The sequence below is a fragment of the Micromonospora sp. NPDC003816 genome, from assembly GCF_042874705.1.
Taxonomy (GTDB): Bacteria; Actinomycetota; Actinomycetes; order Mycobacteriales; family Micromonosporaceae; genus Micromonospora.
The window spans coordinates 49,260-62,524 of the sequence record NZ_JBIANP010000011.1 but is presented as its reverse complement, the minus strand read 5'-3'; the positions used below and the strand labels follow the sequence as shown (position 1 = coordinate 62,524).

General features: G+C 73.1%; 11 protein-coding genes. 6 read left to right on the top strand and 5 right to left on the bottom strand.

The features are described from left to right. On the bottom strand, nucleotides 1-636 hold the full coding sequence (locus ACFYTT_RS26150) for a TetR/AcrR family transcriptional regulator (protein WP_131054407.1): 636 nt from the start codon (nucleotides 634-636) through the stop codon (nucleotides 1-3). A 222-nt stretch (nucleotides 637-858) separates the two neighbouring features. Then, nucleotides 859-1,536: a Crp/Fnr family transcriptional regulator gene (locus ACFYTT_RS26145; protein ID WP_013736306.1), complete on the bottom strand. Its 678-nt coding sequence runs from the start codon at nucleotides 1,534-1,536 to the stop codon at nucleotides 859-861. Nucleotides 1,537-1,753: 217 nt separating this feature from the next. On the opposite strand from ACFYTT_RS26145, the gene ACFYTT_RS26140 reads away from it, so the two are divergent. The 6 genes from ACFYTT_RS26140 to ACFYTT_RS26115 all read left to right on the top strand — a co-directional run bounded on the left by ACFYTT_RS26140 (nucleotide 1,754) and on the right by ACFYTT_RS26115 (nucleotide 7,104). Next, a complete protein-coding gene (locus ACFYTT_RS26140) occupies nucleotides 1,754-2,416 on the top strand; it encodes an adenosylcobinamide amidohydrolase (RefSeq protein WP_387263032.1) in 663 nt (220 codons plus the stop codon). Nucleotides 2,417-2,605: 189 nt separating this feature from the next. Then, nucleotides 2,606-3,679 (top strand): CapA family protein, encoded by a 1,074-nt coding sequence (locus ACFYTT_RS26135; RefSeq protein WP_387263164.1) that lies wholly within the window; start codon nucleotides 2,606-2,608, stop codon nucleotides 3,677-3,679. Nucleotides 3,680-3,740: 61 nt separating this feature from the next. After that, the gene (gene nth, locus ACFYTT_RS26130) at nucleotides 3,741-4,520 is read left to right on the top strand and encodes an endonuclease III (protein ID WP_176095435.1); all 780 of its coding nucleotides are present in this window, start codon (nucleotides 3,741-3,743) and stop codon (nucleotides 4,518-4,520) included. Between the two features lie 17 nt (nucleotides 4,521-4,537). Next, nucleotides 4,538-5,125, top strand: coding sequence for a TlpA family protein disulfide reductase (locus ACFYTT_RS26125; protein WP_387263161.1), 588 nt, complete (start codon nucleotides 4,538-4,540; stop codon nucleotides 5,123-5,125). 17 nt (nucleotides 5,126-5,142) lie between these two features. Then, nucleotides 5,143-5,862, top strand: a complete 720-nt coding sequence (locus tag ACFYTT_RS26120; protein ID WP_387263028.1) for an NUDIX hydrolase — start codon at nucleotides 5,143-5,145, stop codon at nucleotides 5,860-5,862. A 63-nt stretch (nucleotides 5,863-5,925) separates the two neighbouring features. Next, nucleotides 5,926-7,104 carry a MarP family serine protease gene (locus ACFYTT_RS26115; protein WP_176095434.1) on the top strand — a complete coding sequence of 393 codons (1,179 nt, stop codon included), beginning with the start codon at nucleotides 5,926-5,928 and terminating at the stop codon, nucleotides 7,102-7,104. A gap of 3 nt (nucleotides 7,105-7,107) precedes the next feature. Here the strand turns inward: ACFYTT_RS26115 and ACFYTT_RS26110 are convergent, their stop codons facing one another. From ACFYTT_RS26110 to eccCa, 3 genes are all read right to left on the bottom strand, one after another. Then, complete coding sequence (locus ACFYTT_RS26110) at nucleotides 7,108-7,833, bottom strand: phosphatase PAP2 family protein (RefSeq protein WP_387263025.1); 726 nt, start codon at nucleotides 7,831-7,833, stop codon at nucleotides 7,108-7,110. Nucleotides 7,834-7,900: 67 nt separating this feature from the next. Further along, entirely contained in the window at nucleotides 7,901-9,214 is a 1,314-nt protein-coding gene (mycP, locus tag ACFYTT_RS26105; protein ID WP_387263022.1) for a type VII secretion-associated serine protease mycosin, read from the bottom strand. Between the two features lie 74 nt (nucleotides 9,215-9,288). Then, on the bottom strand, nucleotides 9,289-13,233 hold the full coding sequence (gene eccCa, locus ACFYTT_RS26100; protein ID WP_387263019.1) for a type VII secretion protein EccCa: 3,945 nt from the start codon (nucleotides 13,231-13,233) through the stop codon (nucleotides 9,289-9,291). Between the last annotated feature and the right edge of the window lie 32 nt (nucleotides 13,234-13,265).

The window sequence follows — 13,265 nt, the reverse complement described above, 5'->3', positions numbered from 1 at the left end:
TCAGTCCCGCTCGCCTTCCGGCAGGTCGTCGGCGGGGGTGAGCAGGGTGGTGAACTGGTGTTTCCAGGCGTGCAGCAGGGCGGCCCGGCGGGCCGAGTCGTCGCTGAGCAGGTTGGCCACCCCGAGGCCCCGGAGCAGGTCGAGGGTGGCCTGCACCGCCTCGCGTACGCCCGGCCGTCGCTCGTCGACGCCGAGCAGCTCGACGGTCAGGCGGTGCATCTCGCGCCCGACCCGGGTCTCCAGCGGCAGCAACGCGGCACGCAGTTCGGCGTCGGTGCGGGCGGCCACCCAGAGTTCGAGGGCGGCCACGAAGAGCGGCCCGGTGAAGGCGGCGGCGAGCAGGTCGACCACCCGGTCCAGCCGGCGGGGGCCGGCCGGCAGTGCCTCCGCCTCGGCCCGCAGCTCGGCCGCCCGGCGTTCGGTGAGGTGTGCCACGGCGGCGGTGACCAGGGCGGCCCGGGTCGGGTAGTGGTGCAGTTGGGCGCCTCGGGAGACTCCGGCCCGGGCCGCCACGACCGTGGTCGTGGTGCCGGACCAGCCATGCTCGACCAGGCACTCGACGGTCGCCTCCAGCAGCCGGGCCCGGGTGGCACGGCTGCGCTGTTGCTGAGGGACGCGGGTCGATGCGGGAGGCACGGGCACAGCCTGCCGCCCGGAAAACAAACAGTCAAGACTGACTTTTTTCGGTGCGGTGAGCCGCACGAGTCGGTCACCGAACCCGAACCCGACCCCGCCCGGCCGGACACGACTCTGCCCGGACAAGGCCCCGTCCGGTCACGATGCCGCCTGGACACGGCCGCCCGGACACGACACCGCCCGGCCGCGAGTGGCGGCCGGGCGGTGTCGGGAGCAGGGGTGTCAGACCCGGGCGCGGCGTGCCAGGCGCTCCGGGTCGAGGATGATGATGCTCTTGCCGTCCAACCGGAGCCAGCCCCGCGAGGCGAAGTCGGCCAACGCCTTGTTGACCGTCTCGCGTGAGGCGCCGACGAGCTGGGCGATCTCCTCCTGGGTCAGGTCGTGCGTCACCCGCAGCACGCCACCGTCCCGGGTGCCGAAGCGGCCCGCCATCTGGAGCAGGTTCTTGGCGACCCGGCCGGGTACGTCGGTGAAGATCAGGTCGGCGAGGGCGTCGTTGGTCCGGCGCAGCCGGCGGGCGAGCACGCGCAGCAGCTGCTCGGCGATCTCCGGCCGGTTGTTCAGCCACGGACGCAGCGCCTGCTTGCGCAGTCGGGCCAGGCGGCTGTCGGTCACCGCGGTGGCGGTCGCCGTACGCGGACCCGGGTCGAAGAGCGACAGCTCGCCGACCATGTCCGACGGCCCCATCACCGCGATCAGGTTCTGCCGGCCGTCCGCCGCCCGGCGACCCACCTTGATCTTGCCGGACAGCAGGATGTAGAGACTGTCGCCGGGCTCGCCCTCGTTGAACACGACCTCGCCCTTGCGGACCTCGATCGTCTCCATCTCCTTGGCGAGCGCCTCGGCAGCCTCCGGGTCGACTCCCTGGAAGATCCCGCTGCGGGCCAGTACCTCGTCCATCGCGCACCTCCGGTTGCGCGTGCCGTCTGTCGGCCGGGCCGCCGTCCGCTGATCCCTCGCGCGCCGCCCAGTCTAGGCGCACGTGAGCAGGAATCAGAGGTGCACCCCTGGAATCTTGATCGTTGGGCGTAACCTTCCCGTGTCGGTCGCCCGGTACCATCGCTCGCCCGCGCGGGCCGCCGACGACCGGCAGGGCCGTCGGCCGTAGGGTCACGGCGTGTTGAGTGAGCCGCTGGTGACCACCCGACACGAGGACGGAAGGGACATTCCGCTACTCGTGTGGCGCGCCGTGCGGCCGTTGCGGACGGTCGGCACCGGCCCGCTCGGCGGCGGGCTCGGCGTACGGCGGTGGGTGTTGAACGCGACCGTGCCGATGTCGTACGACCGGGACGACCCCGCCGACCACCTGGCCGGCATGGCCCGGCGGCTCGGCCTCGACGGACCCGGGGTGGGGTTGCTGACCGGTGTCGACGTGACCGAGGTGATCGCGCGGACCGACACCGGCGTGCAGGTCTGGGCCACCGTCGGCCTGGGTACCCCGGTGCCGGCGGCGGCACCCGACGTGGCGGCCCCGGCCCAGCGGGTCGGCACGGTCAACATCGTGGTGTACGTCCCGGCCCGGCTCGGCGACGCGGCCCTGGTCAACGCGGTGGCCACGGCGACCGAGGCGAAGGCGCAGGCGATCGCGGACCTCGGGCTGCCCGGCACCGGCACCCCGACGGACGCGGTCACCGTGCTCTGCCCACCGGACGGGCCGGTCAGTGCGTACGGCGGCCCGCGCTCGACCTGGGGAGCGCCGCTGGCCCGCGCGGTGCACGCCGCGGTGTCGGCGGTCGGCACCGACACCGTCGTCCCATGGTCGGATCGGCTCCAGGGCTGAATCCTCCACCCGATCGGCCGTCGTCGCGGCGTTTCCCGCCCGGTATGGTCGCCCCCGATGTATGCTCGCGCCCCCCTCGCGTCGCGTCCACGCCGCCGTGCCTCCACGGCGTCGCGTCCGCGCCCCCACGCCGCTCTCGCGGCGCGTCCACGCCGCCGTTCCCTGGCCGCGCTCGGTGCGCTGCTCGCCATGCTGCTGTTCGCCGGTTGTGCCGATCTCGGTCAGGAGCCGGTCTGGCAGCCGGGCGCGGGCGGTGGGACCGGTGGGCCGGTCGAGTCGACCCCGCCCAAGGTCAAGACCATCTCGCTCTCCGCCACCGGTGACATCGTGATGGGCAACGCGCCCAACCGGCTGCCGCCCGACGGCGGGAAGGGCTTCTTCGACTCGGTCAAGAAGGCGATCTCCGCCGACGTGGCGATGGGCAACCTGGAAGAGCCGTTGACGGTGGACACCGGCACCGGCAAGTGCGGGGCCGACTCCACCCGGTGCTTCCAGTTCCGCGCGCCGCCGGAGTACGCCGCGCACCTCGCCGACGCCGGGTTCGACCTGCTCAACCAGGCCAACAACCACGGCTACGACTTCGGGCCCAAGGGGTACGAGAACACCCAGAAGGCGCTGGAGGAGCACGACCTGGCGCACACCGGCGCGCCCGACCAGATCACGGTGGTCGAGGCCGACGGCGTCAAGGTCGCGGTGGCCGGCTTCTCGTCGTACCGCTGGTCGAACAGCCTGGTCGACATCCCGTCCGCGAAGAAGGTCGTCGAGAAGGCCGCCACGATGGCCGACATCGTCGTGGTGCAGGTGCACATGGGGGCCGAGGGTTCGGAGATGACCCGTACCCGTCCGGGCACCGAGATGTTCCTCGGCGAGAACCGGGGCGACCCGATCAAGTTCTCCCACGCGATGATCGACTCCGGCGCCGACCTGATCGTCGGCCACGGCCCGCACGTGCTGCGGGGCATGGAGTTCTACAAGGGCCGACTGATCGCGTACAGCCTGGGCAACTTCGCCGGGGGCGGCGGCATGCTCAGCAACAACGGCCGCCTCGGCTGGGGCGGGGTGCTCAAGGTGACCCTCGAACCGGACGGCACCTGGTCCGGCGGGTCGTTCGTCTCGACGTACATGAACGGCATCGGCAAGCCGACCACGGACCCAGACGACCGGGGCCTCGGCCTGCTCCGTGAACTCACCAAGCTCGACTTCCCGGAGACCGGCGCCCAGTTCACCAAGGCGGGCAAGATCAGTCCGCCGGACGAGGGCTGATCGCCGGTCCGAGACGTGTGGGCCGACCGGAGCGTCGGCGCGGCGACGTAGGCTGGCCGTCGTGACCAGAAGCGCCACCGAGACCGACCTCGGTCGTACGCGTCGGGCGCGGCGGATCGGCCGCGTGCTGACCGAGACACATCCCGACGCCCACTGTGAGCTGAACCACGGCAACGCGCTGGAGTTGGCCGTCGCCACCATCCTCTCGGCCCAGTGCACCGACAAGAAGGTCAACGAGGTCACGCCGAAGCTCTTCGCCCGGTATCCGAGCGCCTCCGACTACGCCGGGGCGAACCGGGACGAGATGGAGGAGCTGATCCGGCCGACCGGCTTCTACCGCAACAAGACCAGCTCGCTGATCCACCTCGGTCAGGCCCTCGTCGAGCGGTACGACGGCCAGGTCCCGGGGCGGTTGGCCGACCTGGTGACCCTGCCCGGGATCGGCCGCAAGACCGCCAACGTCATCCTCGGCAACGCCTTCGACGTGCCCGGCATCACCGTCGACACGCACTTCCAGCGGTTGGTCCAGCGCTGGCGACTGACCGCCGAGACCGACCCGGTCAAGATCGAGCACGCCATCGGGGCGATGTATCCCAAGCGCGACTGGACCATGCTGTCGCACCGGATCATCTTCCACGGCCGACGGGTCTGCCATGCCCGCAAGCCCGCCTGCGGCGCGTGCACGCTGGCGAAGCTCTGCCCGTCGTACGGCACCGGCCCGACCGAGGCGGCCGCCGCCGCGAAGCTGCTCAAGGGCCCCCGGGCCCGTGACCTGGCCGTCGCCGCCGGAGTCGACCCCGACCTGGTGCCGGTGCAGGCGGTCCGGGCGGAGGCGCCGTGATCCGCCGACTGGCCCTGATGTCCCTGCCGCTGCTGCTGCTCGGCACCGTGGCGTGTACGCCCGAGACCGACCGGCCCGCCGCCACCGGGGCGGACACGAGCACCAGCCGGCCGTCGCCGTTCGAGGAGTGCACCTCCCTCGTCGCCGAGCCCGGCGCGGTGGACACCGGCACCCCGCAGGGTGACCGGCTGCCCGAGCTGACCCTCACCTGCTTCACCGGTGGCAACCCGGTCGCCCTGCGCGACATCCCCGGCCCGGCCGTGATCAACATCTGGGCCTCCTGGTGCCCGCCCTGCCGCAAGGAACTGCCCGCCTTCCAGCGGCTCAGCGAGCAGACCGAGGGACGACTGCGGGTCGTCGGGGTGAACACCCAGGACAGTCGCAGCGCCGCGCAGTCCATCGGCGAGGACTTCGGCGTGCGGTTCCCGATGCTGTTCGACCAGGGTAAGGCGTTCCAGCGGGCGCTGGAACGCAACGCGTTCCCGATGACGGTGTTCGTCGGCGCCGACGGCGGTGTCCGGCACATCGACACCTCCGGTGCCCTGGACGACGCCGGCCTCGCCGACCTCGTCCGGCAGCACCTCGACATCGTGGTACCGGCGTGAGCGAGGTGCCCGCCAGGATGACCTCGGGCCCGGGGACGTCCGACGCGCCACGGCCGGTGCCGGACTGGCTGGACCCGCTGCTGGTCCGGCTCGGTACCGCCCGCATCGAGGACTTCACCCAGGTACGCACGCCGGAGCAGGGCGGCCGGGAGAGCGCCGTACTCGTGCTGCTCGGTGAGGACCCCGAGACCGGTCCGGACGTGCTGGTGCTCCAACGTGCCGCGACGCTGCGTAACCACGCCGGTCAGCCGGCGTTCCCGGGCGGTGCCGCCGACCCGGGCGACGCCGACGCCGCCGCCACCGCGTTGCGTGAGGCCAACGAGGAGGTCGGCCTCGACCCGGCGAGCGTCACCGTACTGGCGCAACTACCGAGGCTGTGGATCCCCGTCAGCGAGTTCGTGGTGACGCCGGTGCTCGCCTGGTGGCACACGCCGCACTGGGTGCACCCCCGGGAACCGGCCGAGGTGGCGCATGTGGCCCGGCTGCCGGTCACCGAGCTGGTCGACCCGGAGAACCGCGTCCGGGTACGCCACTCCAGCGGCTGGGTCGGCCCCGCCTTCTCGGTACGCGGCATGCTGGTCTGGGGCTTCACCGCCGGGGTGCTGGCCGCGCTGCTGGAGATGGGCGGCTGGAGCCGACCGTGGCCGCACGGCCGGGTGATCGACCTGCCCCGGTCCGGTGCGTCGCCCGCCCCCTCGGCCGGCACCGACGAGGTGGACGAGAGCGCGATCCGCTGATCGTGCGGTCACCTTCCGCAAGCGGTCGTCATCCCACGAGCCCCCGGCCCGTACGCTTGACCCGTGTCGGCCGTTGATCTCGTTCTGCTGTTACTCATGCTCGTGTTCGCGATCAGCGGATACCGGCAGGGGTTCGTCATCGGGGTGCTCTCGTTCTCCGGGTTCTTCCTCGGTGCGCTGATCGGGCTCCAGATCGGGCCGATGTTCGCCCAGCAGTTCGTGGACAGCGGCACCCGTGTGCTGATCTCGCTCGTCGCCATCTTCGGCCTGGCGGTGATCGGCCAGGCACTCGCCGGATGGCTCGGCTCCCACCTGCGCCGCACCATCGCCAGCGACACGGGTCGGCGGCTCGACGACATCGGCGGTGCCTTCGTCTCGCTCTTCGCGGTGCTCCTGGTCGCCTGGCTGGTGGCGGTGCCGCTCGGCTCCTCCTCGCTGCCCTGGCTCGCCAATTCGGTCCGCAGCAGCGCGTTGCTCAACGTGGTCGACCAGGTGCTGCCGGACCAGGCCCAGCAGCTCTCCACCGCACTGCGCGACACCGTCGACACCAACGGCTTCCCGGACGTCTTCGACGGCCTGCGCCGTTCCCAGGCACGGCAGGTCGAGCCGCCCGACCCGGCGCTGGCCGGATCGCCGGTGGTCGCGAACGGCCAGCAGTCGGTGGTCAAGGTGCTCGGCTCGGCGAAGAGCTGCTCCCGCCGCATCGAGGGCTCCGGCTTCGTGTACGCCGACGACCGGGTGATGACCAACGCGCACGTGGTCGCCGGCACCGACTCGGTCGCGGTGGAACTGCGCGGCGAGCGGTACGAGGGCGTCGTCGTCGTCTACGACCCGGACCGCGACCTGGCCGTGCTCTACGTGCCCAACCTGCCCGGCCCCTCCATGCGGTTCGCCGCCGGCAACACCACCAGCGGCGCGGACGCCATCGTGCTCGGCTTCCCGCTGGACGGGCCGTACAACGCCCAGTCGGCGCGGATCCGCGACGTCGACCGGATCACCGGCCCGGACATCTACTCGTCGGGGGACGTGACCCGGGAGATCTACACGATCCGGGCCCTGGTGCGCAGCGGCAACTCCGGCGGGCCGCTGGTCTCCTCGAACGGCCTGGTGCTCGGGGTGATCTTCGCAGCGGCCGCGTACGACCCGAACACCGGCTTCGCGGTGACCGCCGCCGAGGCCCGGCCGGTGGCGCTGGCCGGTGCGGAACGCACCCGGGAGGTGGGCACCGGCGAGTGCACCTGACGGTCACCCGGCCGACGGTGACCGGCGGGCCCGGAGTGCGAAGACCGCAGTGGTCGCGGTGACCACCGCCGTGCCGAGCAGCCATCCGGCGACCACGTCGCTGGACCAGTGCACCCCGAGCGCGACCCGACTGAACCCGGTGACCAGGGCGATGGCCAGCGCGGCGGCCCAGACCGCCACCCGGGCCGCCGATCGGGCCCTGGTCCGGGGCAGGAACACCACGAGCAGCACCCCGGCGGCCAACGCCGCGTTCAGCGCGTGGCCGGACGGGAAGGAGAGGCCGGGGGCAAGTGCCACCGGTTCGGGCAGATCCGGTCGCGGACGGCCCACCACGAGCTTGAGCAGCGGCCCGAGCAGACCGCCGAGGATCATGGTCGTGGCGACCCAGACGGCCAGCCGCCGCGCACCCCGGTAGGCCAGCCAGACCACCAGACACAGCGCCCCGGCGCGCAGCGGCATCGGTGCGAACACGTCCGTCCAGAGGCGCATCACCGACACCCAGGCCGGATGGTCGTGGGCGACGGCGTGCAGGTCGGCGGTGATCGCCGCGTCCAGCCGCCGCAGCGGCGACCAGTCGCCCATCACCAGCGTGGCGAGCAGCGCGAACGGCACGAGCATCGACAGGCCGGAGGCGGTGGGGCCGGGGCGCAGGCCCGACGGACCGTCCGCAGGACCGAACGGGTCGCGGACCGACGGGGGCGCCGTCGTGCGCCGGCCAGAGGCACTCACGCCGATGGTTGTACCCCGCCGAGCAGGATCGAAGACCCGGGATCGCCGGATTGCCCGGCGGTGCCGCTCAGCGTCGCCGCAGCCGACGCACCATCAGCGCCGCACCGGTGACCAGGGCGACGAGGATCGCCGAGCCGGCCCAGAGGCGGACCGGACCGGTGTCCTCCGCCGCCCCGGCGGCGCGGGCCCGCCACCGGGTCTCCTGCGGCGATCCGGTCAGACCGAGCTGCTCGGCGTCGCGGTCGCCGACCGGCACCGAGCCGGGTGCCGGGCCGAAGCCGGTCACCCCGGGCGAGTCGTTGTCGTCCAGCGGGTTGTCGCCGACCGGGGGTACGTCCGTGGTCAGTGCCGCGATCGGGTCGACCAGGCCGTACCCGAACCGGTCGTCGCGGCCGGTGGGCCCGATGTCCTTCGCGGTGACCAGCAGCCGGTTCACCACGTCCCCGGCGGACATCTGCGGGTAGCGGGCCCGGACCAGGGCGGCGGTGGCGGCGACCAGCGGGGCCGCGAAGCTGGTGCCCTGCACCCGCCAGTACCCCTGCGGCGGCCGGGCGCCGACCAGGCCGCTGGCCGGGGCGGTGAGGACGGTGGCGCGACCGGTGATCGCGCCGCTCCACAGGTTGTCGCTGTTGCGCTCCAGCCCGGAGACGGCGATGACGCCCGGCTCCCGGGCCGGATACCACACCTTCGCCTCCGGTGACGTGGCGAGATTGCCGGTGCAGGCGACCACCACCACGTCCTTGGCGAAGGCGTAGTCGATGGCGGCGGCCAGGGCGGGGCTGTCGCCGTTGCCGCCGAGCGACAGGTTGATCACTTTGGCGCCGTTGTCGACCGCCCACCGGACGCCCTTGGCGACGATCAACGCGTCGTCGTACCGGTTCTCCTCGTCGAGCACGCGGACCGGCAGGATGCGGGAGTCGGGGGCCAGCCCCACCACGCCCCGGCGGTCGTCCCGGCGCCCGGCGATCAGTCCGGCGACCGTGGTGCCGTGCCCGACCGGATCGGGTTCGGCGGCTCCGTCCGGTGCGACCAGGTCGAGACCGGGGAGCACCTGACCGGCCAGGTCCGGGTGCGAACCGTCCACCCCGGAGTCGATCACCGCGACGATCACGCCACGCCCGGTCGAGGTACGCCAGGCGATCTGCGCGCCCAGCTTGTCGAGCTGCCACTGCTCGTCACGGACCGGGTCGGCGCGTTCGGCGGTGTCCGGGGCGTAGGCCACCGGCACGCCGAAGGAGGTCGGGGCGACCGGCACGGCAGCGGCCGGAACGGCCGCGACCGCGGCTGCCAGCGTCGTGGCCGCCGCCAGCAGCGCCCGATGCGCGAACCGTCGCGGCCCCGGCGGGCCGCTCTGCCGCACCCTGGTCACATCCTCCGCCATTCGTCGCAGGGACACATGACGATCGGAGATTACCGGTTCGCCTCCCCTTTACGGGACGTTCCGTGGACTCGACGTCACTGTGGCGGCAGGTATGCCAACTGCACCAGGCGGACACCCTCCCGCCGGGTGGACAGTCGACCGCGTCCGGGCGGCAGCGGGCCGGGCCGGACCGCACCCACCAACGCGCCCTCCTCGGGGCTGCCCGACATCACCAGGCCCGAGGTGGACAGTTCACGCAGCCGCTGCACGACCGGCTCGTACTGGGCCCGGCCGGCACCGCCGCAGCGGCGGACCAGCACCAGGTGCAACCCGACGTCGCGGGCGTGCGGCAGGTGTTCCTCCAGCGCCCGCAGTGGGTTCGCCGGCCCGCTCGCCACCAGGTCGTAGTCGTCGACCAGCACGAACAAATCCGGGCCGGTCCACCACGACCGGTCGCGCAACTGCGCCGGCCCGACCTCGGGACCGGGCGTGCGGCCCTGCAGGTAACCGGCCGCGGACTCCACCAGGTCGGCGGTGTGCGCGGCGGCGGTGCCGTACCCGATCAGGTGTTCGGTCTCGATCGCGCCGAGCAGGCTGCGGCGGTAGTCGACCAGGATCACCCGCGCCTGCTCCGGGGTGAACCGGGTGACGATCGACTGGGCCAGCGCGCGGAGGAACGACGACTTGCCGCACTCGGCGTCGCCGTAGACCACGAAGTGCGGCTCGGTGGCGAAGTCGAGCACCACCGGCCGCAGGTCCGCTTCGGCGATCCCGACCGGGATCCGCAACCCGGCGGTGCCGGTCAGGTCGATCTCCGGGTACGGCAGCACCGCCGGGAGCAGCCGTACCCGGGGTGCCGGCGGACCGGACCAGCTCTCCGCCGCCCGCCGCACCAGAGCGGCGGTGTCCGCGTCGGCGACCTGCGGCAGGGCGGTGAGGAAGTGCAGGCTCCCGGCGGTGATGCCGCGACCCGGCGTTCGCTCCGGTACGTCCGCCGCCGCCCGCCGGGCGATCACCGAGTCCGACGGGTCACCGAGCCGCAACTCCAGTCGCGAACCGAAGAGGTCCCGGATGGCCGGTCGGAAGTCCAGCCAACGCACCGCCGTGGCCACCACGTGCACGCCGTAGGAGAGTCCCCGGGTGGCGAGGTCGGTGATCAGCGGCTCCAGGTCGTCGTACTCGCCGCGCAGCGTGGTCCAGCCGTCGACGACGAGGAAGACGTCTCCGAACCGGTCGGTGTCCGGCGTACCGGCGGCGGCCTGCTCGACACGCCGACGCCGCCAGACCGCCATGGACTCGACGCCGAGTTCGGCGAAGGCGCGCTCCCGGTCCGCCAGCAGGGTGGCCATCTCACCCACGGTGCGTCGCACGCCGGTCGGGTCGGCGCGACCGGTGATCCCACCGACGTGCGGCAGGTCGCGCAGCGCGGCCAATCCGCCGCCACCGAAGTCCAGACCGTAGACCTGCACCTCGGCAGGAGTGTGGGTGAGCGCCAGCGCGCAGATCAACGTCCGCAGCGCGGTGGACTTGCCGCTCTGCGTACCGCCGACCACGGCCACGTGCCCGGCGGCGCCGTCCAGGGCCAGCCAGAGCAGATCGCGCCGCTGCTCGTACGGCTTGTCGACGAGCGCCACCGGCACCTGCAACGCCCCGTGCAGCTCCGGATTGCCGGAGGTCAGCCCCCGGGAGGGGTGCACGGTCAACGGCCCGACCACCTCGTCCAGCCCCGGCGCGCCGTCCAACGGCGGCAACCACACCCGATGTGCCGGCGGCCCCTGGTCGGCGAGGCGCGTGATCAGCAGGTCCAGCAGGGTCTCCCGGCCCGGCTCCTCGTCCTCCTCGACGGGCGGGGCGGGCGGCTCCGGTTCGGGTGTGAAATGGGTGGAGAAGGTGAGCAGGCGCGGGCGCTCGGACCCGGCCGCACCGGCCGCCACAAGGCGTCGACGGACCGCCCCCGAGACGTACGCGGTCTTGAAACGCACCAGCGGCTCGGTGCCGAAGCGCAGGTAGCCGTGACCCGGCGAGCGGGGCAGCTCGTACGCGTCCGGCACGCCGAGCACCGTGCGCGACTCCAGCGACGAGAAGGTACGCAGACCGATCCGGTACGACAGGTGGGTGTCCAACCCGCGCAGCCGCCCCTCCTCCAACCGCTGGCTGGCCAGCAGCAGGTGCACCCCGAGGGACCGCCCCAACCGGCCGATCTGCACGAAGAGGTCGACGAAGTCGGGCTTGGCCGACAGCAGCTCGGAGAACTCGTCGCAGACCAGCAGCAGCGACGGCAGCGGGGCCAGCGCGGTGCCGGCCGCCCGGGCCCGCTCGTAGTCGCGCAGGCTGGCGAAGTTGCCGGCGCGACGCAGCAGTTCCTGCCGGCGTACCAACTCGCCGTTGATCGCGTCGACCATGCGGTCCACCAGCGGCAACGCGTCGGCCAGGTTGGTGATGACGGCGGCGGTGTGCGGCAGCCGGTCGAACGAGGCGAAGGTGGCCCCGCCCTTGAAGTCGACCAGGACGAAGTTGAGCTGCTCGGAGGAGTGCGTGGCGGCCAGCCCCACCACCAGGGTCCGTAGCAGCTCGGACTTGCCTGAGCCGGTGGCGCCGATCAACAGCCCGTGCGGACCCATGCCGTCCTGCGCCGACTCCTTCAGGTCCAGCTCGACGGCGATACCGTCCACCCCGACGCCGATCGGCACCCGCAGCCGGTCACGGGGCGACCGGGGCGCCCAGCCCTGCTCGGTGCTGAAGCCCTCCGGGTCGCCGATGCCAAGCAGCTCCGGCAGGCCCGGCTCGGCACCGGTCGCGGCGTCCGGACCACGCACGGCGGCCGGGCGTAACGGGGCCAACCGGCGGGCCACCGCCTCGGCCTCGGCGATCCTGAGCGCATCGGCCGTGCCGACCTCGGCCGGCCCGTCCGCCGAGTGCGAGTGCAGCCGGCCGCCCCGCACCTCCAGCAGCAGGGCGAAGCGGTCCAGCAGGCGGGGCGGCGGGGAACTCAGGTCGATCAGGGTGACCGCGTCGATACCGCCGTCCCCGGCCAGCTCGGTGGCGCCGGTCAGGTCGCCGCCGTCGAGCACCACCACCAGATGCGGCCCGTCGGTGACCGGCCCGGCCGGGCTGAACCGGGACCGGCTGTCCAGCACCTCGTCGAGCAGCTTCTCCAGGTCCACCGCCGCGCTCGCGACCAGCCGGACCGGGCCGAGGGCGTCGACCCGGGACGGATGACCGGTGTGCGGCAACCACTTCACCCACTCCCAGGTCGCCCGCCGTTCCGGCCCGGCGCAGACCGCGATCAGCAGTTCGTCGGGGGAGTGGAAGACCGCGAGCTGGGTGAGCATCGCCCGGACCAGCGACTGCGCGGCCGGTGACCCGGCGGGACCGGCCGGCGCGGCCCGGACGAACACCCGGGCGAAGCTCCGCAGCGACACCGCCACCGGCAGCTCCGGCACCACCGAGTACGCGTCCAGGAAGCGGCGCAGCGCCCCGGCGGTCATCGGCTCCAACTCCTCCAACGGCCGGGTGACCGGTGGGACCAGCGGAGTCGCCAGCGTCTGCGGCCCGACGGCGACCCGCACCACGGCGAAGTCGGCATCGGTGGGACGACGTTCCCAGACCCGGTGGCTCTCCACCGTCGACCAGAGGCCCTGCGGATCCGGGTGCCGGTAACAGAGGCCGCTGCGCTGTCGTGCCGCGGTCTGCCGGACCTGCCGCCGCAACGTCGCCAGGTGTCGCAGGTACTCGCGTCGGGCGGCCATCATCTCGGACTTGCGGGGACTGCCCGAGGCGCTGCCCCACGAGGTGACCAGCATCGCCAGCGTGGAGAGGCCGAACATCGCGCCGACCACGTACGCGTACGCGCCGCCGCCCCGACCGAACATCATCGCCATCGCGACCGTACCGCCGAGCATCGGCAGCACCATCAGCATCTGCTGCCAGCGGCCACCGGTGACGGCCGGGATCTCCGGCGGGGCCTGCACCGGCACCTCGCCGACGGGGATCTCCGGTGCCAGACGTCGGGCCGCCCGCCGGACGACGACAGTGGACACTCGACCTCCCGACGACGCACGGTGACCCGAGC